At 42.7% G+C, this 26,993-nt stretch carries 14 protein-coding genes and 1 pseudogene; 9 read left to right on the plus strand and 6 right to left on the minus strand.

What is annotated here, in order from left to right; all coding sequences use genetic code 11:
* Positions 1 to 99: 99 nt before the first annotated feature.
* The 4 genes from DXA54_RS15180 to DXA54_RS15195 are packed head-to-tail and all read right to left on the minus strand — an operon-like array spanning position 100 to position 9,164.
* On the minus strand, positions 100 to 3,960 hold the full coding sequence (locus DXA54_RS15180; RefSeq protein ID WP_120079919.1) for a family 78 glycoside hydrolase catalytic domain: 3,861 nt from the start codon (positions 3,958 to 3,960) through the stop codon (positions 100 to 102).
* Between the two features lie 31 nt (positions 3,961 to 3,991).
* Positions 3,992 to 5,458, minus strand: a complete 1,467-nt coding sequence (locus DXA54_RS15185; protein WP_004306218.1) for a glycoside hydrolase family 140 protein — start codon at positions 5,456 to 5,458, stop codon at positions 3,992 to 3,994.
* Positions 5,459 to 5,478: 20 nt separating this feature from the next.
* Positions 5,479 to 6,681 carry a glycoside hydrolase family 105 protein gene (locus tag DXA54_RS15190; RefSeq protein WP_120079921.1) on the minus strand — a complete coding sequence of 401 codons (1,203 nt, stop codon included), beginning with the start codon at positions 6,679 to 6,681 and terminating at the stop codon, positions 5,479 to 5,481.
* A gap of 14 nt (positions 6,682 to 6,695) precedes the next feature.
* A complete protein-coding gene (locus tag DXA54_RS15195; RefSeq protein WP_120079923.1) occupies positions 6,696 to 9,164 on the minus strand; it encodes a glycosyl hydrolase family 95 catalytic domain-containing protein in 2,469 nt (822 codons plus the stop codon).
* A gap of 251 nt (positions 9,165 to 9,415) precedes the next feature.
* On the opposite strand from DXA54_RS15195, the gene DXA54_RS15200 reads away from it, so the two are divergent.
* From DXA54_RS15200 to DXA54_RS15230, 7 genes and pseudogenes are all read left to right on the plus strand, one after another.
* Complete coding sequence (locus DXA54_RS15200; RefSeq protein WP_115484753.1) at positions 9,416 to 10,423, plus strand: quinone-dependent dihydroorotate dehydrogenase; 1,008 nt, start codon at positions 9,416 to 9,418, stop codon at positions 10,421 to 10,423.
* The gene (locus DXA54_RS15205; RefSeq protein ID WP_004306213.1) at positions 10,420 to 11,214 is read left to right on the plus strand and encodes an alpha/beta hydrolase; all 795 of its coding nucleotides are present in this window, start codon (positions 10,420 to 10,422) and stop codon (positions 11,212 to 11,214) included. The genes DXA54_RS15200 and DXA54_RS15205 overlap by 4 nt, the downstream gene beginning before the upstream one ends.
* Before the next feature lie 144 nt (positions 11,215 to 11,358).
* Positions 11,359 to 12,276: pseudogene (locus tag DXA54_RS15210) on the plus strand (hypothetical protein); the annotation flags it as partial.
* A 30-nt stretch (positions 12,277 to 12,306) separates the two neighbouring features.
* The gene (locus DXA54_RS15215; RefSeq protein WP_118418843.1) at positions 12,307 to 13,224 is read left to right on the plus strand and encodes a dihydrodipicolinate synthase family protein; all 918 of its coding nucleotides are present in this window, start codon (positions 12,307 to 12,309) and stop codon (positions 13,222 to 13,224) included.
* Between the two features lie 11 nt (positions 13,225 to 13,235).
* Positions 13,236 to 14,438 carry an AGE family epimerase/isomerase gene (locus tag DXA54_RS15220; protein WP_120079925.1) on the plus strand — a complete coding sequence of 401 codons (1,203 nt, stop codon included), beginning with the start codon at positions 13,236 to 13,238 and terminating at the stop codon, positions 14,436 to 14,438.
* The gene (locus DXA54_RS15225) at positions 14,435 to 14,881 is read left to right on the plus strand and encodes a YhcH/YjgK/YiaL family protein (RefSeq protein WP_120079927.1); all 447 of its coding nucleotides are present in this window, start codon (positions 14,435 to 14,437) and stop codon (positions 14,879 to 14,881) included. Before DXA54_RS15220 ends, DXA54_RS15225 begins: the two co-directional genes overlap by 4 nt.
* Before the next feature lie 36 nt (positions 14,882 to 14,917).
* The gene (locus tag DXA54_RS15230) at positions 14,918 to 16,153 is read left to right on the plus strand and encodes an MFS transporter (RefSeq protein ID WP_061448333.1); all 1,236 of its coding nucleotides are present in this window, start codon (positions 14,918 to 14,920) and stop codon (positions 16,151 to 16,153) included.
* Between the two features lie 444 nt (positions 16,154 to 16,597).
* On the opposite strand, the gene DXA54_RS15235 is transcribed toward DXA54_RS15230, so the two are convergent.
* Complete coding sequence (locus DXA54_RS15235) at positions 16,598 to 17,128, minus strand: GNAT family N-acetyltransferase (protein WP_120079974.1); 531 nt, start codon at positions 17,126 to 17,128, stop codon at positions 16,598 to 16,600.
* 114 nt (positions 17,129 to 17,242) lie between these two features.
* Positions 17,243 to 19,675, minus strand: coding sequence for an ATP-binding protein (locus tag DXA54_RS15240; RefSeq protein WP_120079929.1), 2,433 nt, complete (start codon positions 19,673 to 19,675; stop codon positions 17,243 to 17,245).
* A gap of 216 nt (positions 19,676 to 19,891) precedes the next feature.
* Here DXA54_RS15240 and DXA54_RS15245 point away from each other — a divergent pair, with 216 nt between their 5' ends.
* Together DXA54_RS15245 and DXA54_RS15250 are read left to right on the plus strand one after the other, a co-directional pair.
* Entirely contained in the window at positions 19,892 to 22,591 is a 2,700-nt protein-coding gene (locus tag DXA54_RS15245) for a hypothetical protein (RefSeq protein ID WP_004318345.1), read from the plus strand.
* Positions 22,592 to 22,793: 202 nt separating this feature from the next.
* Positions 22,794 to 26,993 (plus strand): malectin domain-containing carbohydrate-binding protein, encoded by a 4,200-nt coding sequence (locus DXA54_RS15250; RefSeq protein WP_120079931.1) that lies wholly within the window; start codon positions 22,794 to 22,796, stop codon positions 26,991 to 26,993.

Raw genomic sequence — 26,993 nt, forward strand, 5'->3', positions numbered from 1 at the left:
TATTGGCAAATGTAAAGTATAAAATGGATAAATACAAGAATCGACCGCTCTTTTGCGGACAAAGGAGCAGTCGATTTCATTCAGATGGTCGTTCAAAATTTAAAACTTTGTCAGATCTATCTCTGCATATTTAATTCGTTGACGGCGCCAAGTGTAAATGGCATGCAGTTTCCCGTCTTTCCCTTGAATAATGCTAGGGTAAGAGTATTGGCTAATCGGACTATCTTCTAATGTAAGAACAGGCTGCCAATTGATACCATCTTCTGAAACGGCCACACAGAGCGGAGTACGCGGACCTTTCGGAGTTCCGGGCAATGTAGAGAAATTATTGTAGATAAGTATATGTCTACCGTCTTTCATTGTCACAGCATCCGTTCCGGAATTATTATTCGGAACATCCAGTAGCGTTACTTTACTCCACGTATCACCATTATCGCTGCTCCACGCAGTTGCTACCTGTGCGTTACGTGTGCGGCAGAGTATCTGTAATCTTCCATCCTTATGCTTCAAAATACTGGGTTGTATTGCATAAACAGGTTTGGCTCCTTCTCCTTTGATAGCTTCTCCGCCTTCCTGGTCATCCACATTCATATCCCCCTTTTTGCGGTTTTGGGTGGGGACGGATAACTCGGCATCCAGTGGTCCGACCATCTTCCAGGTCTTGCCTTTATCATCGGAAATCTCGAAATGAACTCTCCATCCGTTACTTCCTTCCGTACTGGAAGGGCAGATGATACGCCCATTGATATATTCCGGCTTATTCTTAATAGGTCCAAGAAAACCTTCCGGAAGCGGTTCGCGTTTGCTCCAGGTCTTTCCTCCATCGCGTGAACGAACTAACCATCCTGTCCAGTCACTCACTTTCAGACCTATTTTATAGAATAAAATCAAGTCACCTCCGGGAATCTGGAAAAGAACCGGATTCCAACAAGCTTTTCTGCGGGCAATAAGTTTTCCTTTTTCATTTTTCACAGGTGTACAAGTTGAATCGATTCCAGCCAATGCAGCTTGTGAATCTTTGAGCGAGAACACACCGTCAGCGGCAAGTTGGGGGGCGGTCCATTCTTTTGAGTCTTTAGGCTTACGACATACCCAAATGCAACAATCCGGATTGCGCTCTTTGGTTCCTCCGAAGAAAGAGGCTACGAGATCGCCGTTCTTCAGTTCTACAATCGTAGCTCCGTGACATTCGGGGAAAGAAGCTTTTTTGTATAGGAATTCATCACTTAGAATAGCTGTATTCCGGGTGGGTATGTCTACACTGAAGTGATATTTTCCCGATCCGATCTTTTCCTTCCGTCCATCCGGTAGGTGCACTTCACCTGTTGTGTTGGCAGGAAGCTCGATGTCCCATTCCAGATGAGTAGGAGTCTTTGCCCACCGGCTGATTATTTTCCCGTAGATACTCATGTATGAGGCATCCACATTGCTCAATTCCTGGATTTCAAAAGCCGGTTGGAAAATGATATGTTTGTAACCGGACTTCCAGCGGTCTGCACGAATACCTGCCAAATTATTGAAACACCAGGGTAATAAATCGCCTAAAAGCATCACGTGATTACCGCTGTTCATTTCAGGATTGGCCGTATCACCGTTCCATAACTCCCAAATAGTGGTAGCACCTTTTTCAACCATATATCCCCAAGATGGATATGTTTTATTGGTAGCCAATAGGTAGGCTACATCGGCATGGCCACGACGGCTCAATTCGCGCAATAGCCATTGCACACCGATTACTCCGGTACTTATATGTCCCTTGTTGGTGGTGATAATAGAAGTGACGGCATTTTTAGCTACCTCATGGATGTAGTTCTTAGGTACCAGTCCAAAAGCAAGTGGCAGGATATTGGCAGTAACTGTGTTGTTGCCATAGAAAATGCTGTCGGGATATAAAGTATGTCCCGGTACGGGAGAAGTACCTTCTTTTATGTGCAGAAAACGGGCATTGAATGCATCTTTCATACGATGTTCCAAATCTTCCCATTCTTCTGCGTCAGATTTCAGCCCTTGCAGGCTTGCAAAGCGGTGCATCAGTTGTAATACCTTCAGATAATAAGCGGTGGCGATCAAGGCACCGTCGGTCTTGCGGGAGGGGTCCTTACTATGAATTAACTCCAGTGATTCGGGTGGAACACACCAGTCACCATATTTATCTTTGGTGATGATAAAATCCTCTGTCATGTAGTATTCACGGATATGAGATACCCACTTCTTGATAGCCGGATAATTCTCTTCGATCGAACGTTTATCTCCAAAGTTCGTGAAAAGCATATCGCAGGCCATCGGTAAGGCGGCAGGCCAAGTCACATTGTCCGAGTAGTAGTTCCAGTATGCCGGGGCTACATCAGGAATACAACCGTCTTCCCGTTGCGCTTCGCGAATGTCACGCGCCCATTTGGTATACATGGCGTAATTATCGAAAAGCATACTTTCTCCCCAACAACCCATGGTACGGTCACCCAACCAGGGTTGGCGTTCATTCCGTTGCGGACAGTCAACCGGCATCCCTTTATAGTTGCTCCGGATTCCCCAAAATGCATTACGGACAATCTTATTCAGAGTTTCATCGGAACAGTTGAAAGTACCGGTATGTTCCATTTCATCTTCTACTACTTCGGCAACGAAATCTTCTGCTTTGGCGTCCGGATAACCGCTGACTTCTACATAACGGAATCCATGATAAATAAAGCGAGGCGCCCAGGTAGCATCTTTTGTTTCGCGTCCGTTGGCAACATATACATCTGTAGAACGGGCATCCCTGAAGTTTCTTGTATAAAGTTCACCATTATCTTGCAGGCTTTCTGCAAAACGGAGACGGATGCTGTCACCGGCTTGCCCTTTTATCCGGAAACGTACCCATCCCGCCATATTCTGACCGATATCCAGAATATATTTGCTACCGAGCTTTTTAATAGAAACGGGTTTCAAGGTTTCTGTGACTTTCATGCCCGGCATCATTTGTGCACGCAATGTTCCCGAAGGAATACTGACGCGTTGGGCCTGCATCCAGTCCTTGTCATCATATCCGGTTTGAGTCCAGTCTCCTAACTCTTTACGGGCATCGTATTCTTCGCCGTCATATTCATTGTTGCTACGGATAGGACCTTCAGTAGTTAATTTCCATGAAGTGTTTGTAGCAATTGTTTCTTTGCTGCCGTCTGCATATTCAACAATCAGATTCAACCGAAGCTTAGGATAACCGAAAGTCGGTATCTTATACGGTTTATAGTTCTGACGCATCGTATAGAAGCGGCCATTTCCGAGAGTTACTCCCATAGTATTTTCTGCCTGAAGCAGTGAAGTCACATCGTATGTGTTGTACAGAATCGTTTTCCGGTAGTCGGTAGGAGCAGGTGCCAGTACTTGATTGCCGATGCGTTGCCCGTTGATAAACAGCTCATATAATCCCATTCCGGCGATATGTACTGTGGCACGTTTCACGCCTTTCTTTAACGCAAACTCTTTTCGAAGATAACGGGCTGCCAAACGGCTCCATTGTGTTTCGCTGTCTCCGGGAGCGGCCCGATCCAAGCCGATCCATTGTCCTTGCCAGTCCGCTTCATTAAATAGTCCTGTGGTCCAAAAAGCCGGAGCACTCCAATTCGTTGCACCTTTGTTGGTGTCGATTTTCACTTTCCAATAGTAGGAAGCATTACGTTTTAATGTTTTTCCCTGATAAGTGATCCATTGGGAAGCGTCAGATTCAATCTTTCCTGAATCCCATATATCTCCTTTTTCTTGTTCCAATAGTTCCGGGGAAGATGCGACAAGAATGTGATACGCAGTCTGTATCACATTCTGTTCATCCGATTCGATGCGCCAACTCAATCGGGGCTGGCGCACGTCGATACCTTCCGGACTTTTCAGCAGTTCCGTTCGCAGATCAGTGATATCTATGGCTGCGTATATGGACCCGGTAAAGAGCAGAAGAAAGAAGAATGATACTATCCTTTTATTCATAAGTATGTTTTCATCATTCGTTTATATAAGATTATTTATTCCATTTTTGTTGTGCGTCCGGTAACTCTGTCCAGTCTTTCCCTATATAGTTCTTACTACTGTCCACTACAATCAGGATATGGTCGTTCCCGCTGCAATAACCGCTATCGTGCTGGAATTTATGCACACCATTATCAAATTCTCCGATGTATTCCAATTTACCATCTTTCGTAGTGTACCACCAGGCATTCTTTTTCGCACCGCTAATCTTGCTGAAATCAACTTCCATCGGACGTCCGGTATAGTTGTATACCATCAGATAATCATTACCACGTGTAGCGATAGCGCGGTCGTAACGTTCTCCATTCTGTCCTGCAATGATAGACTGATCGGGTATGCGTTCGAAGAACGGGAAAGTCAGCATTAGGTTTTTCAGATACTTCATCTGATTGTAGCCCGGATCATTCAAAGCATCATACCAGGGCTTTTTTGCACCGTAAGCACCACCTACACCCGGTTTGATAAATTGCATGATGGAATTATGACCGTAAGTATGTCCGAAAGCTCCGGCAAATACAGACCAGTAAGCATAACGGCGTACGTCATAATCCTTCCACAACAGTTCATTCTCATCGTGCAGGCCATGAGGAATTTCTTCGTAGATCGGTTCGCCGTCAATCACAGGTTTCATGGGTTCCATGGCCATGCTGCGTTCTACAAAACGCCAGTTATCTTCTTCCGTATTTTCTTCGATAGGATAGTCACCATCTCCGAAACGTTGTCCGTAGCGGCGGTGTCCGCTTTGGAACATGTTGAAATCCAACCAGGGAGCATTATTGAACCAAGTTGCGGAGGTTGTCCTTCCGCGTGGATGGAATGTCATCAGGTGATTTTTGTCGATAGCCTTGATAGAGGTTGCTAATGCTTCCCATTCGGCTGTTTTCACGTCTCCGCGAATATCCCCACCGATAAACCAGATAATATTGGGTTCGTCCTTATAACGCTCCGCTAAAAACTTGCCGTATGCTTTTGCCTGTTCTACAGTCATTTCGCCCCGATTTACCGGGCTTCCCCAAATACAGACCATGCCGATATATTGTCCCTTCTTTGCTGCTGTACGGATGATGTAATCCATGTGATCCCAATAACCGTATACGCCTTTTTGATTGATGTTTTTGAAGTTGTATCCGTCAATCATCGAATATTGTCCGTAGATATTCATAGACGGAACATTGTTCAACGTTTGAACCTGAATCACGTTATATCCGCGACGTTTACATTGTTCCAGGTAATATTCGGCTTCATCCCGGTTCAAGCGTTCGGGCAATAGCCAACCGGTTTCTCCTAACCAAAAGAAAGGAGTGCCATTTTCGTGTTTCAGATAACGTCCCTCTTCGGAAACTACGAGCTTGCCATTGTTCCAGGGGATATACGTCTTTTGTGTTTTCTTCTGTGCTGCGACCGAAGTTGCCATTGTCAATAGCAGCAACAAAAGAGGAAGAATTTTGAATTTTCTCATTGTACTTTATCGTTTTTAGTTTATTTCTTTGTCATTTTCTCATACTCAATGGCAGCCAGAATAAATGAACCTACCGATTTCGGATCATTTTCTATGATCGGTTCACTGATATAATATTCAAATGAGCCGTCACGGTATCTTTTTGAATCTCCACCCAATCCTGCAACAGCACAGCAATTGGTGATTGTATAACTGCCATCTTCTTCCAAACGGGTAAATGTCTTTACCATTCCGTCAAAGGCTTTTTGTGTCGGTTCGATATATTCGTTGTCAATATATCCTTTATTAATAGCTTTGGCAAGCGTATAGATAAACAGGGCAGTGGCAGATGATTCCAAATAATTACCTTCACGCGCTCCCTGATCGGTTACCTGATACCAGGTTCCGGATGAAGGATCCTGATATTTCACAATCGCTTTAGCCAATCCCTGCAGAATCTGTATAATGCTGTCGCGTCCGGCAGTTTCCTGTGGCAGGAAGTCCAGTACATCCACAATAGCTGCTCCATACCATCCGATGCTGCGACTCCAAAAATTAGGAGAGCAACCCGTTTCAGGATTGGACCATTTCTGTTCGTGACTTTCATCCCATCCGTGATAATAAAGCCCTGTTGCGGGATCATAAGTCTTGCTCTTTATCAAAAGAATTTGTTTCGTTGCTTCGTCAAATAAAGCAGGTTCATCAAAAGTAGCACCATATTGAACCAGATAAGGAGAAGCCATAAAAATTCCGTCCAACCACATTTGATGAGGATATCTCAATTTATGCCAAAATCCTCCCTCACTGGTACGGGGTTGCTCCGCCATTTGCTTGCGTAAAGTATCCATAGCTATTTTGTAGCGTTCGTCTCCGGTCTGTGCATAAAGATCGAAAAGGATCTTTCCGCCGTTGACATTATCAATATTGAATGAAAGATACTTCATGGTTTTGATATGCCCGTCAGCATCTATCAGGCTATCCGCATAAATCTTGGCATACTCATAATATGTACTGTCCCCGGTATGTTTCCATTCTTCCAACATGGATTTCACTACAAGTCCGTGGGTATATCCCCAACGTGGTTTTTTCGCTTTTTCAATCATCCAGGGTTCGGGAAAACGTTGCATTTCGGAGCGTGCCATGCGTTCACTCCATTTTTCCGTTTCTGCTTTTTGAGGTGCTGTGCAAGCCAGAAAACAAGCAGTTCCATAGACGGCAATCAGTTTTAATAAGTTCTTGTTCATTATCGGTCGAGTTATTATTTTCCAATCAGTACATATTCTTTTCCTGCTTTGGTAGGCAGATCATAGAGGTAAGTCTCTGCAATTTCCACTTTGTTCAAGTTTGCTTTTTCGTTAATCAACGGTTTCGGAATGCTAGGGACTATATAAAGGGAATTCGGATTTTCACCTTTGGCACGCTTCAACCCCTTGCCTGTTAATGGGTTGAGCGAACGTAAACGACAATTTCCTCCCTTATGAGATTTGACAACCAGCCGGCTAACTTTTCCGTTTTTCCAACTCAAATCAAGTTCAAAACCTCCACGGGCAATGATTCCCTTGATAGAACCTTCTTTCCAAACGGCAGGCAATGCAGGAAGTAAATATATAAAACCGTCGTAACTTTGCATCAACATCTCTGCAATACCTGCGGCACAACCAAAGTTCCCATCAATTTGAAATGGCGGATGCGCATCGAACAGATTAGGGTAGGTGCCTCCTTTTTTCTTTTCGTTGCGTACGAGAGTCAACTGGTCAGTTATCAGTTTGTAAGCGTGGTCGCCATCAAGCAGGCGTGCCCAAAGGCAAACTTTCCATCCCATGCTCCACCCGGTCGACGGGTCGCCACGATGAATCAGAGAAGTACGTGCCGCATCGAATAGTTCGGGGGTACGGTAAGGGGAAATCTGATTGCTGGGGAAAAGTCCGTACAAATGAGAAATATGGCGGTGCACATCCTTCGGATCATCCCAGTCGAACATCCACTCCTGTAATTGTCCCCAATGTCCTACCTGCATGGGAGCCATTTCTTTGAGACGTTGTGTCAGATGAGAGGCAAACTCCCGGTCTGTATCCAGTATTTGAGAGGCAGATATAATTGCTGTCCAAAGATCGAAAATCAATTGGTTGTCCATGGTGCATCCGGCAGCTGTGGTAGCTTTTCCATTGCTTCCCGAATGTACATTCTCCGGTGAATTACTGGGGCAGACTACCAGCCAGTTGTGCACGGGTTCTTTCACCATAATTTCATCAAAGAAACGTCCGGACTCTTTCAGTATCGGATAAACGGAACGCAGAAATTCCACATCCCCGGTGTATAGGTAACGCTCCCAAAGATGTCGGCAAAGCCATGCGCCACCACTGGGCCACATACCCGAAGGAGCTTTGTCAACTGCTCCTGTAATACGCCATATATCTGTGTTATGATGCAACACCCATCCGTTGGCTCCATACATAATCTTAGCCGTCTCTTTTCCTGTGTCACTCACTTCTTTTATCAGACGGAATAACGGTTCATTCAGTTCACTTAGATTCGTTACTTCCGAAGGCCAGTAATTCATTTCCAAATTGATATTACAAGTATATTTACTATCCCAGGAAGGAACTAATTTATCATTCCAAATTCCTTGTAAATTGGCGGGTTGTCCTCCCGGTTGGGAAGAACAGATCAACAGATAACGTCCGAATTGAAAATAAGTAGCAACCAGATGTGCGTCATTGGTGTTTTTGAAATTCTCCACACGCTTATCGGTTGTCACATTTGCATATTGGTCTTCTCCTAAATCAAGAGAAACACGTGTCAGATATTGTCGGTAGAAATCAACGTGATTCCGCTTCGATTCAATGAACGGATGAACCATTGCCTTTGCCAAATAGTTTTTTGCCCGTTCTATCTGATTACCGGTGATGTCTTGATAGTTATTGAAATTAGTTGCAATAGATACATAGATGATCGCTTCGTCGGCTTTCTCTACAGAAAGTATTCCATCGGCGCAAGCTATTTCTCCACCTTTATTTTTAGCAGTCAATCTGCCTTGAAATTCTACTTTTCCTTTCAATCCTTCATGCAAGGAAGAGACTCCCGAGAGTGTTACACAGTTTCCCTCTTCAGAAGCGATCATAACATCCTGGTGAGGGGAGGTAAGCTGTGCATTGAAAGTAATTTGGCCGGGGCGATTGGCAGTCAGTCGTACCATTACTACCTGATCGGTAAATGAAGTAATCGTTTCGCGTTGATACTGCACTCCGTCTACTTCATAACGTACGATTGCACGTGCGGAATCCAGACTTAATTCCCGGTAATAGTTAGAATAACGTGTATGTCCGGGAAAAGCGATTCGTAAATCTCCGAAACTTTGATATGGCATTCCTGAATTCGTCTTTGCCATCACCTTTTCTGTAGCGAGAGTTTGTGCTTCCAGATATTTTCCGGCAAAAACAAGTTCACGCACTTTGGGAATATACTCCAGTGCATTCGGATTAGCGTTATTATTGGGATGTCCCGCCCAAATGGTTTCTTCGTTTAGTTGTATTTGTTCTGTGCCCGGTGTTCCATATACCATGGCCCCCAAACGACCATTTCCAAGGGGTAATGCCTCGGTCCATACCTGCGCGGGACAGTCATACCATAGCTTGTATTCGGGTACAGATAACTTTTTCTCCTGTGCATGAATACAACCTACAGATACTATTACCAACAGATATCCGATTAATCTCTTTTTATTCATTTCTTTCTATTGCTTTTATTCTTATATAAACCTGTTGTTTACATACTTTTATAAAAGAGACGATTGAAAGTTCTTTTTGTACCCATTGCACAAGCAATAAGAAATAGGAATAATTAAAAGTTATCGGGTATAAAAAAAACGAACTTCAATATCCGGCTAAAAAGAACTTACTTTGCATCTGTAAAAATACTCCTGAAAAGTATAATTTCAGATATAGACTTATGTATTTGCTATTAAACAAGTATATGAATATGTATAATTTAATCATTAGGCCGTTATTATTTTGCATTGATCCGGAAAAAGTGCACCGGATGCTTTTAAGCTGGTTGAAGTTTTATCGCTATTTGTTTCCGGTCCGAGCTTGCGTGAGAGGCTACAGCAGAGTTTCTGATCCATTTTCGTATGGGCATTTGCAATTTAAGAACCGAATTGGACTGTCTGCCGGGTTTGATAAGAATGCAGAGGCTTTTGATGAGTTGGCAGACTTTGGTTTCGGCTTTCTGGAAGTAGGTACAGTAACTCCTGACAGCCAATCAGGAAATCCTTCCCCACGTATTTTTAGATTGGTGGATGATGAATCGTTGATTTCACGTACGGGCTTCAATAATTGTGGAGTAGATGCTGTCCGGCAACATATCAGGAAATATAGAAAGCATTCTTATGTATTAGGAGTAAATATTAATAAGAATCCGCTTTCTACAGGAGATCAAATTGTCAAAGATTTTGAGTCGACTTTCATCCATTTATATGATTGTGTGGATTATTTTACCCTAAACTGGGGTAGTATAGATAACGACCTATTTGCTATGGTTTTAGAAAAGCTCACAATATTTCGTCAGGCGGCGAACAAAAGATGTAATATTTTCATTAAACTTCCGGCAGATATAGATGAAAAAGCACTGGATACAGTCATTTCGCTTGCATATAAATACTCTATAGAGGGCTTTATAGCCACGGGACCTACAATGGATCGTTCAGGATTGCATCAGGCAGAAACAAAACAATTGGAGAAGATTGGCAACGGCGGGGTGAGTGGCCGGGGTATTGGAAAGAAATCGCAGGAAGTAGTGCGTTATTTATCCGAACATACCGATCGGCACTTTCTGATTATCGGAGCAGGAGGAATCATGACAGCCGAAGATGCAGCCGGAATGATTTCTCAAGGGGCTGACATGATACAAATCTATTCGGCTTTCATCTATTCCGGTCCGTCTATTGTTCATAAGTTAGGAAATAAACTTAAAAACGAATTGAAATGAAGAATTTAATTTGTGTAAGCCTGTACGATAATTTATCGATGAAGGTATATAACTTGTCGGAAGTGAATAATAAAGAGCTGATGGGGATAGTGGAAAATGCTCCTGAAGGAACTTTATTTGTTTTTACCAGTGAAAAATCAAATGGTAGCAGTGTTATTATGTGTCCCGGCGGCGGCTTCTTAAAGACCAATTTGGAACATGAAGGTCTTGATTTCGCCGAATGGTTCACTCAAAAGGGAATGACTTACGTGCTTTTCAAATATAGAATGCCTCATGAAAATCCTGATATTCCTAGACAGGACATCCGGTTGGCATTAGCAGTTATACGAGAAAAATTCCCGGAATTTAGCAAACGGGTAGGAGTAATGGGAGCTTCTATTGGTGGATATTTGGCCACTTGTTCGGCTACGATATTATCTGATAAGGAAAAGCCTGATTTTCAGATATTAATGTACCCGGTAGCTAGTATTGATGATCGTTTAACGCATCTTCCCTGCCGTGAACGGATGTTTGGTCACTCTTATTCACCGGATAAGATGGTACAATATTCACCGATTGAACATGTCACTTCAAGTACACCCGTCGCTTTTATAGTGGCTGCCTCAGATGACAGTGTGGTCAGTCCCCAGAATGGAATACAATTTGCTGCCCAATTACAGAAATCTGGTGTTCCTATATCCTTGCATATATATCCTACAGGAGGGCATGGATTTGGTTACAATGATAGCTTTGTGTACAAACAGGAATGGCTTCAAGAACTCGATGTATGGTTGGAGAAATTAATTTATTAATTCTTTTAGTTGCCATACTTTGAAATATACTTCTTATATTTGTCAGTAGAATATTTAATAATAAGAAGTTATGAAAAATTTTAATGTTACATCTATGCTAGTAATGCTGATGTTCATGTGTATTACAAGTATGCAGGCGCAGAGTATTGGCGTTCACGCAATTATTTGGAACATGAAGATCCGGAAATGCTGGTTAGCCTGGCACATAGGATATATGACAACAAGAGTGATAAGTTTATCCGTTATTGGTTTAATGCCGATGACGACGATCCGCGTCATCCTCAATTTCCCGAACTGCGTCCACAGATATACAATCATGAAGCAATGCCGTATGAGGGCTGTATATTAGGCTACTTCACCGTTTGGCAGGGACCGGAGAACAATGTTTGTGACAGTCTGAACATTCAAAAAAGGAATGAAGTCCTGATAGGTTGGAGCAAAGACGGTTTTCATTGGAACCGGGAAAACAAGAAACCATTTCTTCCTGTCAGTGAGGACTTTCATGCATGGAATGCAGGCAATGTACAGTCTACTGCGGGTAGCCCTCTGATAGTCGGAGACTCTCTTTATTTTTATGTCAGTGGACGCTATAACAGCAAGCCGAAACATGATTCCAATTTTGCCACAGGACTTGCGATGCTTCGTCGTGATGGTTTTGTTTCGATGCGGGCAGGAAGAAAAGAAGGATATGTAGAAATAAAAACTAAGATTCCGGCAAATGGAAACTATTTGTTTGTAAATGCAGATGTGAAGGGAACTTTAGCGGTAGAAGTGTTGGATGATAACGGTCAGCCAATGGAAGGATTTACAAAGAAGGACTGCATATCAATGAAAAAATCGGATAAAACGAAACAGATGATTTCATGGGAAAAACATCCAGGCGTAACATCACTGGTAGGGAAAACAGTCCGGTTGAAGTTTTATCTGAATCAGGCGGATATCTATGCATTTTGGATTTCGGCATGGCAAACAGGCGAAAGTGGTGGATATACCGGCGGTGGAGGACCGGGACTATCAGACAAGGGTATAGATACCACCATGGATAAATTGAAAAATAACTAAATATATTAAACTTAAAAAAGAAACTGTATTATGGAAAAGATTATAGGATTAATCAACGCTCCTTTTACTCCGTTTTATGAAGATGGAGAAGTAAATTACGAACCAATCGAAGCCTATGCGAAGCTACTTGTAAAAAATGGCTTGAAAGGTGTTTTCATCAACGGTTCTTCTGGAGAAGGGTATATGTTGACTGATGAAGAACGAATGAAGTTGGCAGAACGTTGGATGGAAGTTGCACCGGATGGCTTTAAGGTAATTGTACACGTGGGGAGTTGCTGTGTAAAGTCAAGCCGGATGCTGGCGGAACATGCGCAGAAAATCGGAGCTTGGGGAATTGGTGCAATGGCACCTCCTTTCCCGAAAATAGGACGAATAGAAGAATTGGTAAAGTACTGCGAAGAAATCGCTGCCGGAGCACCGAAGCTGCCCTTCTATTATTATCACATTCCTGCATTCAATGGAGCATTCTTATCGATGCTTGCTTTCCTGAAAGCTGTTGAAAACCGTATTCCCAATTTTGCGGGAATCAAATATACCTTCGAAAGCCTGTATGAATACAATCAATGTCGTTTGTATAAAGACGGCAAGTTCGATATGCTTCACGGGCAGGATGAAACCATTCTTCCTTGTCTCGCAATGGGAGGGGCGCAAGGCGGAATCGGCGGAACGACCAACTATAACGGTATAAACCTGGTAGGTATCATTGATGCCTGGAAAGCCGGTGAATTGGAGCAAGCCCGTGAATTGCAAAACTTCTCTCAGGAAGTGATTAACGTAATCTGCCATTTCCGTGGGAATATTGTTGGTGGCAAACGTATCATGAAGCTTATCGGACTTGATTTGGGCGGCAACCGTACTCCTTTCCAAAACATGACCGCTGACGAAGAAAAACAAATGAAAGCGGAACTGGAAGAAATCCGTTTCTTCGAACGTTGCAATAAATTCTAATAGGAGGACGTATGAAGAATATTACTGACTATATACAACAATGGGCTAATACCTATAAGGATGATATGCAGAATAATATCATGCCCTTTTGGATAAAGTATGGACTGGATAGAGTGAATGGTGGTATATATACTTGTGTAGATTGCGACGGTGCATTAATGGATAGTACAAAATCCGTTTGGTTTCAGGGGCGTTTTGCATTTACTTGTTCCTATGCCTATAATCATATAGAAAAGAATCCGGCATGGTTGCAAGCCGCAAAAAGCACACTAGACTTTATAGAGAAGTATTGCTTTGATTCGGACGGGCGTATGTACTTTGAGATGACAGCAGACGGTCGCCCTTTACGTAAGCGCCGTTATATTTTCTCCGAGTCATTTGCAGCCATAGCGATGTCCGAATATTCGATAGCGTCGGGGGATAAGACGTATGCGGTGAAGGCACTCGAACTGTTCAAACGTATGCAATATTTCCTGCAAACTCCCGGACTGCTTGCTCCCAAATATACAGATACGCTCCCCATGAAAGGACATTCCATCACCATGATATTGATAAACGTAGCTTCCCGAATCAGGGAAGCTATTCAAGACGAATGTCTGACACGGCAGATTGACGAGTCCATTAGCTGTCTGGAAAAAGATTTCCTACATCCGGAGTTCAAGGCATTATTGGAAACCGTAGGACCGAACGGAGAATTTATAGACTCCAATATGGGGCGTACCATCAATCCGGGGCATTGTATCGAAACAGCTTGGTTTTTGCTGGAAGAATCCAAGCTCCGGGGAAGGGATCAAAACATAAAAGAACTGGGGCTGAAGATTCTGGACTGGTCATGGGAGTGGGGCTGGGATAAAGAATTCGGCGGTATTATCAATTTCAAAGATTGCAGGAATCTTCCTTCGCAGGACTATGCGCAGGATATGAAATTCTGGTGGCCGCAAACAGAAGCAATTATCGCTACCCTGTATGCCTATCTGATGACGAAAGAAGAGAAATACCTGAAGATGCATCAACAAATCAGCGAGTGGACATATACACATTTCCCGGACAAAGAATACGGAGAGTGGTATGGCTATCTCCATCGGGATGGAACAGTCGCCCAGCCGGCAAAAGGAAATTTATTTAAAGGACCTTTTCATATCCCTCGCATGATGACAAAAGGATATATGCTTTGTGAGGAAATAATGTCTGAAATAAAAAAAGAAATAAGATGATTGTATCCAATTTACAAAATAGCCAACGGGTGGAGAAACTTCACCCGTTGTTCAAACAGCTTTTCGATTATGTGAAATCGCACGATCTGTTGCACGAGGAACTGGGAACTATCAGACTGGATGGTGATAATCTGATTGTCAATAATATCTATCCTGAATGTATTCCTGAAGGAAAGCGTTTATTAGAACTGCATCACGATTATATTGATGTGCACATATTGCTTGAAGGCAAAGAAACCATTGGCTGGAAAGCCTTGGAAGAATTAAAAGTGGAAAGGCAAGCTTATGATAAAAAGAGTGATTGTGCCCTATATGGTGACGTTCCTACTACTTTCATCAATCTCTTGCCCGGACAATTCGTCATTGTATATCCGGAGGACCCCCATGCTCCGGCTATCGGTAAAGGCTGGATACGCAAACTGATAGCTAAAGTAAAAATCTAAGTAAACAGTCTCAAAAATCTTTTAAATACAACTACCATGAAAAATAAAAATATTTATCCATGGGTAGTGGTTGCGTTGCTTTGGGTAGTAGCGTTGCTCAACTACATGGATAGACAAATGCTTTCTACAATGCAGGAAGCAATGAAAATAGATATTGTAGAACTGACGAAGGCAGAAGCTTTCGGTGCATTAATGGCAGTCTTTCTTTGGATTTACGGCTTTATGAGCCCGGTTGCCGGAATTATTGCAGACAGGCTTAGTCGTAAATGGTTAATCGTCGGAAGCTTGTTTGTTTGGTCGGCTGTAACATTCCTGATGGGATATGCCACGACGTTTGAGCAATTATATGGTTTGCGTGCAGTGATGGGGATTAGTGAAGCATTGTATATTCCTTCCGCTCTGTCCTTGATAGCGGATTGGCATCGGGACAAATCACGCTCATTGGCAATTGGAGTTCACATGACCGGACTGTATGTCGGTCAGGCAATCGGTGGGTTTGGAGCTACGGCAGCCGCTGCATTTTCCTGGCAGAGCACTTTTCACTGGTTTGGCATTGTAGGTATTGCTTATTCTGTGGTTCTTATCTTTTTCCTGCATGAGAATCCTGTCCGAATGAAAATAGAAAAGGTTGTTGCTAATGGCATTAGCAAGGGGAATTCAATTGGAAAAGGGCTGTTACTGTTATTTTCAAATATTTCTTTTTGGGTGATATTATTTTATTTTGCGGCTCCAAGTTTACCGGGGTGGGCTACAAAGAACTGGTTGCCAACGCTATTTGCGGAGAATCTGGATATTCCGATGTCACAGGCAGGACCAATATCTACGATTACCATTGCTCTATCTTCATTTGTCGGAGTAATATTGGGAGGATTCTTGTCGGATAGATGGGTGCTGAAGAATATCCGCGGACGTGTCTACACAGGGGCAATCGGACTGGGGATGACTATCCCCGCACTGTTATTGTTAGGTTTCGGACACGGTTTCATTAGCGTAATAGGTGCAGGATTGTTGTTCGGCATCGGCTTTGGTATTTTCGATGCCAACAATATGCCTATTCTATGCCAGTTCGTTTCTGCTAAATATAGGGGGACGGCATATGGTATTATGAATATGACAGGAGTTTTTGCAGGAGCTGCAGTAACTCAATTATTGGGAAAATGGACGGACGGTGGAAGTCTGGGCGAAGGATTTGCTATGCTTAGTATTGTCGTTGCACTTGCATTAGGGCTACAAATCTACTTTTTAAGACCTAAAACGGATAATATGGAGTAATACAATGATAGTTATAGTTTGGGTTGTTATGAGTAATAAGAAGAAAAGAATATTAGTGTAAAGCTCATTTATTATCTCAAATGTATAGATATATTTGTGAATATTGCATTCGTACTATTCTTACTCTTAAACTGTTTTCTTTTTATTATACAGGATGCTGATAAACTCAATTTGCATTTTTAATAAATAATGAAACAGTTTATTATAAACGGGTCTTACATTTATAATAAACGATATTCGGGATAATTCACTAAGTAGGCACGAATATATTAAACAAAATGGGGTGAAATCCATGTAGATTCCACCCCATTTCTATTCTTTCAGACACATATTTATGTTTCTGTAAATTCTCTTTATGTCTTTATTTTTGTATATATCATATCTGTTGTCTGCTAATTGGTTATTGCAAATATACGAAATTAAAAGAGGAAAGTCAATAGCATTTTAAAATTTGATGTGATACAACACATGCCTGCACAACGGATGCTCACCAGGGACAAGCGGATGATCGAATTCCCTCACTCGTTCCATTCCTATTTTCTGCATTACACGTTCTGACCGTTGGTTGAGAAGGGAAGTAAAAGAAAAGAGTTCTTTTATATCCGTTTTATTGCGTGTATATTCCAAACAAGCTGTTGCAGCTTCAGGAGCATAATCCTGTCCCCAATATTCGTGTGCTAACCGCCAGCCTATTTCTATGCCCGGAGCAAAGTCTACATCAAATGCAATCTGATGTAGTCCGGTATAGCCCATAAAAGCATGATCTTCTTTTCGTTCTACAGCATACAAACCGAAGCCACAGGTTTGGAACTCATTTTGAATACGCTGATAAAAGGCTAATGATTCTTCCGATGACAATGAATTAAGAAAAAACTCCATCACATGCGGATCGGCATTCATACGGGCAAAAAACGGGATGTCTTCTTCTTTCCAGTCGCGGAGAATCAGACGGGGTGTTTCTATATACTTTTGCATAACTATGATAATAATAAAATGCAAAGGTACAATTCTTTTTCCTTATTGGAAGTTATTCGTTATTATAAGTATTAACCATCATTCATTGAATACCCCCTTTCACATATAGTCAGTCTAGTCAGCAGCGTGGTACGGATGTGTAAACCAGAAGCAGGAACCTATTCCTTCGGTCGAATCCACGCCAATTTCTCCTCCCATTTGGGAAACAATGCTTTTGCAGATAGAAAGTCCGAGTCCTGTACCCTGAACAAAGGTATTGAGCTTCACAAAACGTTCGAATATACTCTTTTGCTTTTCTTCTGGTATTCCCATTCCGGTGTCGCGCACATAGAATTTTATTTTCTGATGGGATACTTGTTCATATCCCAGGGTAATACAGCCTTGCTGGGTGAACTTTAATGCGTTATTTATAAAGTTACTGATAACTTGAGTGAATCTGTTTTTGTCAGTGTAGAGATAACATTCCGGCAGTGGTTCCTCAAAAATCAATTCAACACCTTTACTCACTTTCATACTCATTGATTTGATGATTTCAGCACACGTCTCATTTACATCCACATTGGTATATACAAAATTAAATGTTCCCGCTTCGATTTTCGAAAGATCGAGAATATCCGATATCAGTTGCAAGAGAAGTTCATTATTCTCTTGCACAATCTTGATATATTCCTGCCGTTCGTTTCTGCTGTCCGTTTCTGCCAGAAGACTGGAAAAACCGACAATAGCATTGAGAGGAGTACGGATCTCATGACTCATGTTAGCTAGGAAAGCCGACTTCAGACGATCCAGTTCTTCCGCTTTATCGCGGGCAATAATCAATTTCTGTTCAGTCTCTTTCAAAGGCGTGATGTCATAATTGATACACAACATCTCGATAATACCGTCTTGCGGACGGTAATCCCTGACCATCACATTGATGCTGGTCCATGTATATTTGCCATTCTCCCTGCATACACGAACTTCTTTACGCAAACTGGTTGCCTTTCCCGTTTTCACTTCACCTACAAAGTTTTTCAGAACAGCCTGATCTTCAGGAACTACATGTGCATATACTCCAATAACCTGTGGCATGGGAGTACCTTCTTTTTCACCCAAATTCCTGTACCATGTATCTTGGGCATATCCATCTCTTGTCAATACATTGAAATGAGCAAATCCTACCTTGGCATAATCACCGATTAGAAGAAACAGATTCTCAAACTCCTGTATCTTAGTGTATGCATTGGTCGTTTCCGTTGTATCTATATTGATAAACAGATAGTTGATAAATCGATTTTGAGAATCATAGAGAGCAGTAACCTTAGTGGTAAGATTAATAATCCCATTTCTCCGGCTATCTACATATTGATTTATTTTTGAGAAGTCATAATTGATGGAGAAGTTTACATCTTCTTTCGCTCTCAATCTCTCTTTAACCTCTAAAGGAATATTGGGATTGTCGAACAGATTAACTCCCAATGCTTCATTCTTGTCAGACAAGCCGAATATTTCAAGCTCTTTATCATTAATGTCTACCAGATAACCGTCTTTGTCGTAAAGTTCGACGCCAGCCGGAAGATTCTTATAGATGTTTCTCAATATCTTTTCGCTGTTGTCCAAAGCTAGACGATCTTCTTTGGCTTGTAATTCCGACTTTCGCAATTCGATGCAAATACTGATAATATTAGCAAGAGAGGAGAAGCATTGATAATCCACATTGCTCCAGCTACGCTGCGTTCTTACCATATCAATTCCCATATAGCCCCATACCTCTTCTTTAGAGATTAGCGGAACTACCATCAGCGACTTGATATCTTGTATCTCCAACGTCTGACGATATTCCGCAGCTTCTTCGGGCATGTCGTCCAGCGTGTTCAGAATGATAGCCCTTCTTTCGGCTATCTGATGATTCCACCAGGTAGAAGGATCCCAGGGAATATTGCTCAAGAATTCCTGTTCCTTGGATATTCCTTCGGCGGTAACCTCATAAGTGCAATCCTGGCGTTGTTCTTTTCGGTTTATTTCGAAGATATAGATACGATCGCCCAAAAACTGGTTGAGGAGATCTCCTAATGTCTTGTTAACCACTTGAGTGACATCATCACATTGCAGAAAAGCAAGCAATGAATATGAAATATTAGTTTGTTGGTAAAGCAGATTGCTCACTTGAAAGAAATCAATGTTTTCATTCGTAGTATCGATCGGTCTGTCAATATATTGCAGAAAGCCCGTCATATTCCTATATCCCTCTTTATCGGGCTTTTGGAAATTAATCTTAGAGTACACCCATATTTCCCCGTCTTTTGCCCGGATTGGGAACATTTGTTCGTATGTCTCCAGATAAGAAAGAGACATATATTCATTTTTAAGACGCAGCCGGTGATCTTCACGTATTCTTTGGTGAAATTCGGTGAAACTGATGCGGTTACTTTCAAGGCCGAGTAAGTCAACAATAAAGTCAGAGCAGATATATTCTTTATTTTTCAAATCTGACTCCCACCATCCCATTTTGGCCATTTGTGCTATCTGAACGTATTTTTCATAGTCATAATTTGTTTGTTCTTTCATATTGTTTGCTCTTGTTTTCTGTTTTATATTATAAGCTAGCCGGCAAAGATAAGCATAACTTTTAAATAATGAGGAATTTGCATATCACAGCAGGATGAAAGTGGAAATTTGGTGCTGAAAAGTGGAAAAAGAGACAAATGAGTACAAACAGGGGATTATTTCGTCTTTCTCTTAGTGAAGAAGTGAATTATATAATCTATAATATATATCAGAAGAATGAAAAATACCAGATTATTCATGTTTGCGGCATGCACACTTTTTTTGGCAGCGTGTGGCAGGCAAACCGTGAAGATTATGACTCCGCCGGATGCGTCAAATCGTGTTTTGTTTGGTGCGGAGCAGTTACAGACTACCTTGGATAAAGCCGGTTATCAGGTAATGATGCAACAGGGAGACACGACATTCTCCGATCCCGAAATCAAAACGATTCTCTTGACGGAAGTAAATGACACGACGCTCAAGAAAGAAGGTTTTCATATTTCGACGACGGGCAATCTGACCAGAGTGTCCGGCAGGGATGGGAGTGGTGTCATTTACGGATGCCGTGAACTGATTGACCGTGTGAATGATTCGGATGGTAAGTTGAACTTCCCGGAGGAACTGAAAGACGGTCCTGAAATGGTATTGCGTGGCGCATGTGTAGGATTACAGAAGATGACTTACCTGCCGGGACATGGTGTGTACGAATATCCGTATACGCCGGAAAGTTTCCCCTGGTTTTATGATAAAGAACAGTGGATTAAATACTTGGATATGCTGGTTGCCAACCGCATGAATTCACTGTACCTTTGGAACGGTCATCCGTTTGCGTCATTGGTGAAACTGGAAGATTATCCGTTTGCATTAGAAGTAGATGAAGAAACGTTCAAAATGAACGAAGAAATGTTCTCTTTCCTCACAGAAGAAGCGGACAAACGCGGTATCTTTGTCATACAGATGTTTTATAATATCATTCTTTCCAAACCTTTTGCTGAACATTACGGACTGAAAACACAGGACCGTAACCGTCCCATTACTCCTCTGATTGCCGATTATACACGCAAGAGTATTGCCGCTTTCATTGAAAAGTATCCCAATGTAGGATTACTGGTTTGTCTGGGTGAAGCGATGTGTACAGTGGAGGACGATGTGGAATGGTTTACCAAAACAATAATTCCGGGAGTGAAAGACGGATTACAGGCATTGGGACGTACGGATGAACCGCCTCTTTTGTTGCGTGCGCACGACACGGACTGCAAACTGGTGATGGACGCTGCCTTGCCGCTCTATAAGAATCTTTATACGATGCATAAGTACAATGGTGAATCGTTGACTACCTACGAACCTCGTGGGCCTTGGTCGAAAATTCATACGGATTTGAGTTCGTTGGGTTCCATTCATATCAGTAACGTACATATCCTGGCAAATTTGGAACCGTTCCGCTGGGGTTCTCCGGATTTCGTACAAAAGGCGGTCACTGCCATGCACAATGTACACGGTGCCAATGCGTTGCACCTTTATCCGCAGGCCTCATATTGGGACTGGCCTTATACGGCGGACAAATTACCAAACAATGAACGTGAATTCCAGTTGGATCGCGATTGGATCTGGTATCAGACCTGGGGACGCTATGCGTGGAACTGCCATCGCGACCGTACAGATGAAATGGGTTACTGGGACCATCAGTTGGGCAAGTTCTACGGAACCTCTGACGAAAATGCAAGTAATATCCGTGTAGCATACGAAGAAAGCGGAGAGATTGCTCCGAAGTTGTTACGTCGTTTCGGTATTACAGAGGGAAATCGCCAAACGTTATTACTGGGTATGTTTATGAGTCAGCTTGTCAATCCGTACAAATATACGATCTATCCGGGATTCTATGAAAGTTGCGGACCGGAAGGGGAGAAGCTGATAGAGTATGTAGAAAAAGAATGGAAAAAGCAACCTCATGTAGGTGAAATGCCTTTGGATATTGTTGCTCAAGTAATAGAACATGGAGATAAAGCAGTAGCGGCTATTGATAAAGCAGCAGGTTCCGTCTCTTCAAATAAGGATGAATTTGCACGTTTGCAGAATGATATGCATTGTTATCGTGAATTTGCGTATGCGTTCAACCTGAAAGTGAAAGCTGCCAAACTGGTATTGGATTATCAATGGGGAAAAGAGATTAAGAATCTTGAAGAAGCTATTCCTTTGATGGAACAAAGCTTGGAACACTATCGCAAATTGGTGGAACTGACGGACGAACATTACTTGTATGCCAACAGTATGCAGACTGCCCAACGTCGTATTCCTATCGGTGGAGATGATGGAAAGAATAAGACTTGGAAAGAATTGCTGGTACACTATGAGAAGGAATTGGAAAATTTCAAAGCCAACCTCGCTTTGTTGAAAGAAAAACAGAATGGAAATGCGGTGACTGAAACTGTCGAGATTGCTGCCTGGACTCCTGCAAACGTGAAACTGATTTCTAATTATCCGACAGTGAAAGTGGATGAGGGTATTTCTTTATTTGTGGATGTTCCAGGTAAGATAGAAGCAGTAGCTCCGGAATTGAAAGGAATGAAGGCGCTCCGCTTTAATGGAAATGAGCAGAGAGAGAAAGGCACAAGCATCACTTTCGAAACGGATGCTCCGGTGAAATTGTTAGTCGCTTATTTCAAAGACGACCAGAAAAAGTATGCAAAAGCTCCGAAACTGGAAATCGATGCGTCAGCCAATGATTACGGTCAGGCGGAACCTGTATTGACGAATGCTGTCCGTATCAATGGAATGCCTTTGGCAAATGTGCATGCATATAGTTTTCCGGCTGGAAAGCATACGTTGATGTTACCCAAAGGCTATCTGCAAGTGTTGGGATTCACGGCTGCGGAAACGAAAGTGCGTAATGCTGGGCTTGCCGGGGATGAAGAAACGATGGATTGGTTGTTTTATTAATGAGAATTTATATTTCACCACAGAGGACACGGAGGACACAGAGTTCTTCTCTCTCTTTTCCGCAAGTAAAACAGAGCGATACATACGATTATAAATACGTAAGACTCTTTGTTACTCTATAGTGGATAAAAATAATAAACCTCTGCGTCCTCCGTGTCCTCTGTGGTGAAATATTAAGTATTAAACGATTAGAAAAAGTATCATGAAGAAGTTATTGCTGGCAGTTTTTAGTATAGCCACCACTTTCTCTCTATATGCGCAACGGGAAGTTCCGCAAGAACGAATGGAGCAGATTTACGAGGAAGTAAAGACACCATACAAGTACGGGCTCGCAGTTGCCCCGGCAGACAATTATCATAAGATTGATTGTCCTACCGTTTTTCGCCAGGGAGACAAGTGGCTGATGACTTATGTGGTTTACAACGGTAAAGGTGGAACCGATGGTCGTGGTTACGAAACGTGGATAGCAGAAAGTGATAATTTGCTCGAATGGCGCACTTTGGGACGGGTTCTTTCTTATCGGGATGGAAAATGGGACTGCAATCAGCGTGGCGGATTTCCTGCATTGCCGGATATGGAATGGGGTGGAAGCTATGAGCTTCAGACTTATAAAGGTCGCCATTGGATGACTTATATCGGTGGTGAAGGAACGGGCTACGAAGCTGTAAAAGCCCCGCTTTATGTCGGACTGGCATGGACGAAAGGAGATATTTCTACGGCACATGAATGGGAATCTCTGGACAAACCGATTTTGAGCATCCATGATAAAGATGCCCAATGGTGGGAAAAACTGACTCAATATAAGAGTACTGTTTATTGGGATAAAGATAAAACATTGGGAGCTCCGTTTGTGATGTATTACAACGCGGGCGGACGTCATCCGGAAACGGATTTAAAGGGCGAACGTGTCGGCATTGCGCTTTCCAAAGATATGAAAACATGGAAACGCTACTCCGGAAATCCGGTCTTCGCGCACGAAGCAGATGGAACCATTACAGGAGATGCGCATATCCAAAAGATGGGAGATGTGTATGTGATGTTTTACTTCTCTGCTTTTGAACCTTCGCGTAAATATAAAGCATTCAATACATTTGCCGCCAGCTATGATTTGGTGAACTGGACTGATTGGAAAGGAGCCGACCTGATTATCCCCTCCAAGAACTACGATGAACTGTTTGCTCATAAGAGCTATGTGGTGAAACATGACGGAGTGGTTTATCATTTCTATTGTGCAGTAAACAACGCAGAGCAACGTGGCATTGCCATTGCTACCAGTAAGCCAATGGGACGTTCGGCTGTCCGTTTCCCGGTTCCGGAGAGTAAGAATCGCCGGCAAATCATGACATTGAATGAGGGTTGGAAAACCTGGATTACAGAGGCAACTCACTTGAAAGGTAATTTTATGATGCCTGCAAAAACGGTGAATATTCCTCATAATTGGGACGATTATTATGGATACCGTCAGTTGACACATGGAAACCTGCATGGAACAGCTATGTATGTGAAAGATTTCACGGCAGATGTAAAATCCGGGAAACGGTATTTCCTTCGTTTTGACGGAGTGGGTACATACGCCACCATTACAGTGAACGGAAAGGACTTCGGACGCCACCCCATAGGGCGCACCACATTGACTTTGGATGTCACAGATGAATTAAAACAGGGAGTAAATCGCTTGGAAGTGAAAGCCGAGCATCCTGAAATGATCGCCGATATGCCTTGGGTATGCGGGGGATGTTCGTCGGAATGGGGATTCAGTGAGGGTTCCCAGCCGTTAGGAATCTTCCGTCCTGTGGTATTGGAAGTAACAGATGAGATTCGCATAGAACCTTTTGGTGTACATATTTGGAATGACGAAAAAGCTGCTAACGTATTTGTTGAAACAGAGATAAAAAATTATAATAAAGCAACAGAAACGGTAGAGTTAGTCAATAAACTAAGCAATGCCGATGGAAAACAAGTTTTCCGTTTGGTTGAAAAAGTTACTTTAGCTCCGGGAGAAATGAAAGTGATTCGCCAGCAGGCTCCTGTTGAGAATCCTGTCTTGTGGAATACGGAAAATCCATATCTCTATAAATTGGCTAGCATGATAAAGCGTGATACGAAAACAACGGATGAAATTTCGACACCCTTCGGTATTCGTACCATTAGCTGGCCGGTAAAACGAAACGATGGAGACGGACGTTTTTACCTGAATGGAAAGCCGGTGTTTATCAATGGAGTATGCGAGTATGAGCATCAGTTCGGACAAAGCCATGCGTTCAGTAATGAACAAGTTGCCGCAAGGGTAAAACAGATACGTGCAGCCGGTTTCAATGCGTTCCGGGATGCTCATCAGCCCCATCATCTCGATTATCAGAAGTATTGGGATAAAGAGGGAATCTTGTTTTGGACACAATTTTCCGCCCACGTGTGGTATGACACTCCGGAGTTTCGTGAGAATTTTAAGAAGTTGCTTCGTCAATGGGTGAAAGAACGTCGTAATTCTCCGTCAGTGGTGATGTGGGGATTGCAGAATGAAAGCACTTTGCCTCGTGAGTTTGCACAGGAGTGCAGTGATATTATTCGGGAGATGGATCCGACTGCAAAGACGATGCGTGTCATAACAACCTGCAATGGCGGTGAGGGTACAGACTGGAATGTGATTCAAAATTGGAGTGGGACGTATGGAGGAGATGTGACGAAATATGGTCGTGAGCTTTCTCAAGCGAACCAATTATTGAACGGGGAATATGGAGCGTGGAGAAGCATCGACCTACATACTGAGCCGGGAGATTTCCAGGTGAACGGAGTGTGGAGTGAAGACCGTATGTGTCAGCTGATGGAAACTAAAATCCGTTTGGCAGAACAGGCTAAAGATAGTGTTTGCGGACAATTCCAATGGATATACAGCAGTCATGACAATCCCGGACGCCGCCAACCGGATGAAGCGTATCGCAAGATAGATAAAGTAGGTCCGTTCAATTATAAAGGATTGGTTACTCCGTGGGAAGAACCGTTGGACGTATATTATATGTATCGCGCCAACTATGTTCCGGCTGCAAAAGACCCGATGGTTTACCTGGTATCACATACATGGGCCAACCGCTTTGAAAAAGGACGTCACCGTGCCACTATCGAGGCTTATAGCAATTGTGATTCTGTATTGCTATACAACGATCTGACAAATGAAAAGGCAACCTTCCTCGGACGTAAAAAGAACAACGGAACAGGCACTCATTTTATGTGGGAAAACCGGGATATTCGTTATAACGTACTTCGTGCAGTAGGCTATTACAAAGGTAAACCGGTAGCAGAAGACCTGATCCTATTGAATGGCTTGGAGCAAGCCCCTAACTTCGAACTTCTTTATCAGGATGATAAAAAGATATTGAAAGGAGAGGCAGGATATAATTATCTGTATCGTCTCAACTGTGGAGGGGATGATTATACAGATAGTTTCGGACAGTTATGGTTGCAGGACAATACGAATTATTCCCGTTCATGGGCGGAGAATTTCAAGGATCTGAATCCTTATCTTGCCAGTCAACGTACCACCAATGATCCGATTCATGGCACCCGCGACTGGACGTTATTCCAACATTTCCGCTTCGGACGTCACCAACTGGAATATCGTTTCCCTGTGGCAGACGGAACATATCGTATTGAACTGTATTTCACAGAGCCTTGGCATGGTACGGGCGGAAGCGCTTCTACCGACTGTGAAGGACTGCGCATATTTGATGTTGCCGTGAATGATTCTGTTGTATTAGACGACTTGGATATTTGGGCTGAAAGCGGTCACGATGGAGTTTGTAAGAAAGTGGTATATGCCACAGTGAAAGGTGGGATGTTGAAAATTCATTTCCCGGAAGTGAAAGCAGGACAAGCCTTGATTTCAGGCATTGCTATTGCCAGCACAGATCAGGAACTGAAACCGAAGATATTCCCTGCATCCGGTTGGAGCTGGGAAAAGGCGGATAAAGAAGTGATAGAAAAGACTCCGAAAGAGTTGCTTCCGGAAGATAAAAATGCTCGTATCAGTATATCATACGAAGCGGAAATGGCTGTACTGAAAGGCAAATTCCAAAAGAAAGAACATCGCAAACAGATGGGAGTGTTTTTTGGTAAAGGAAAAGGCAACAGTATTGAATGGAATGTTTCTACCGGGTTGGCGCAAGTGTACGCGCTTCGCTTTAAATATATGAATACTACCGGAAAGCCAATACCTGTTTTGATGAAATTCATTGATTCAAAAGGAGTAGTATTGAAAGAGGACATATTGAACTTCCCGGAAACACCGGATAAATGGAAGATGATGAGCACCACCACCGGGACCTTTATTAATGCCGGACATTACAAAGTATTACTTTCGGCAGAAAATATGGACGGTCTGGCATTCGATGCATTGGATGTTCAATAA

The sequence above is a fragment of the Bacteroides sp. OF03-11BH genome (assembly GCF_003604005.1).
Lineage (GTDB): Bacteria > Bacteroidota > Bacteroidia > Bacteroidales > Bacteroidaceae > Bacteroides > Bacteroides ovatus.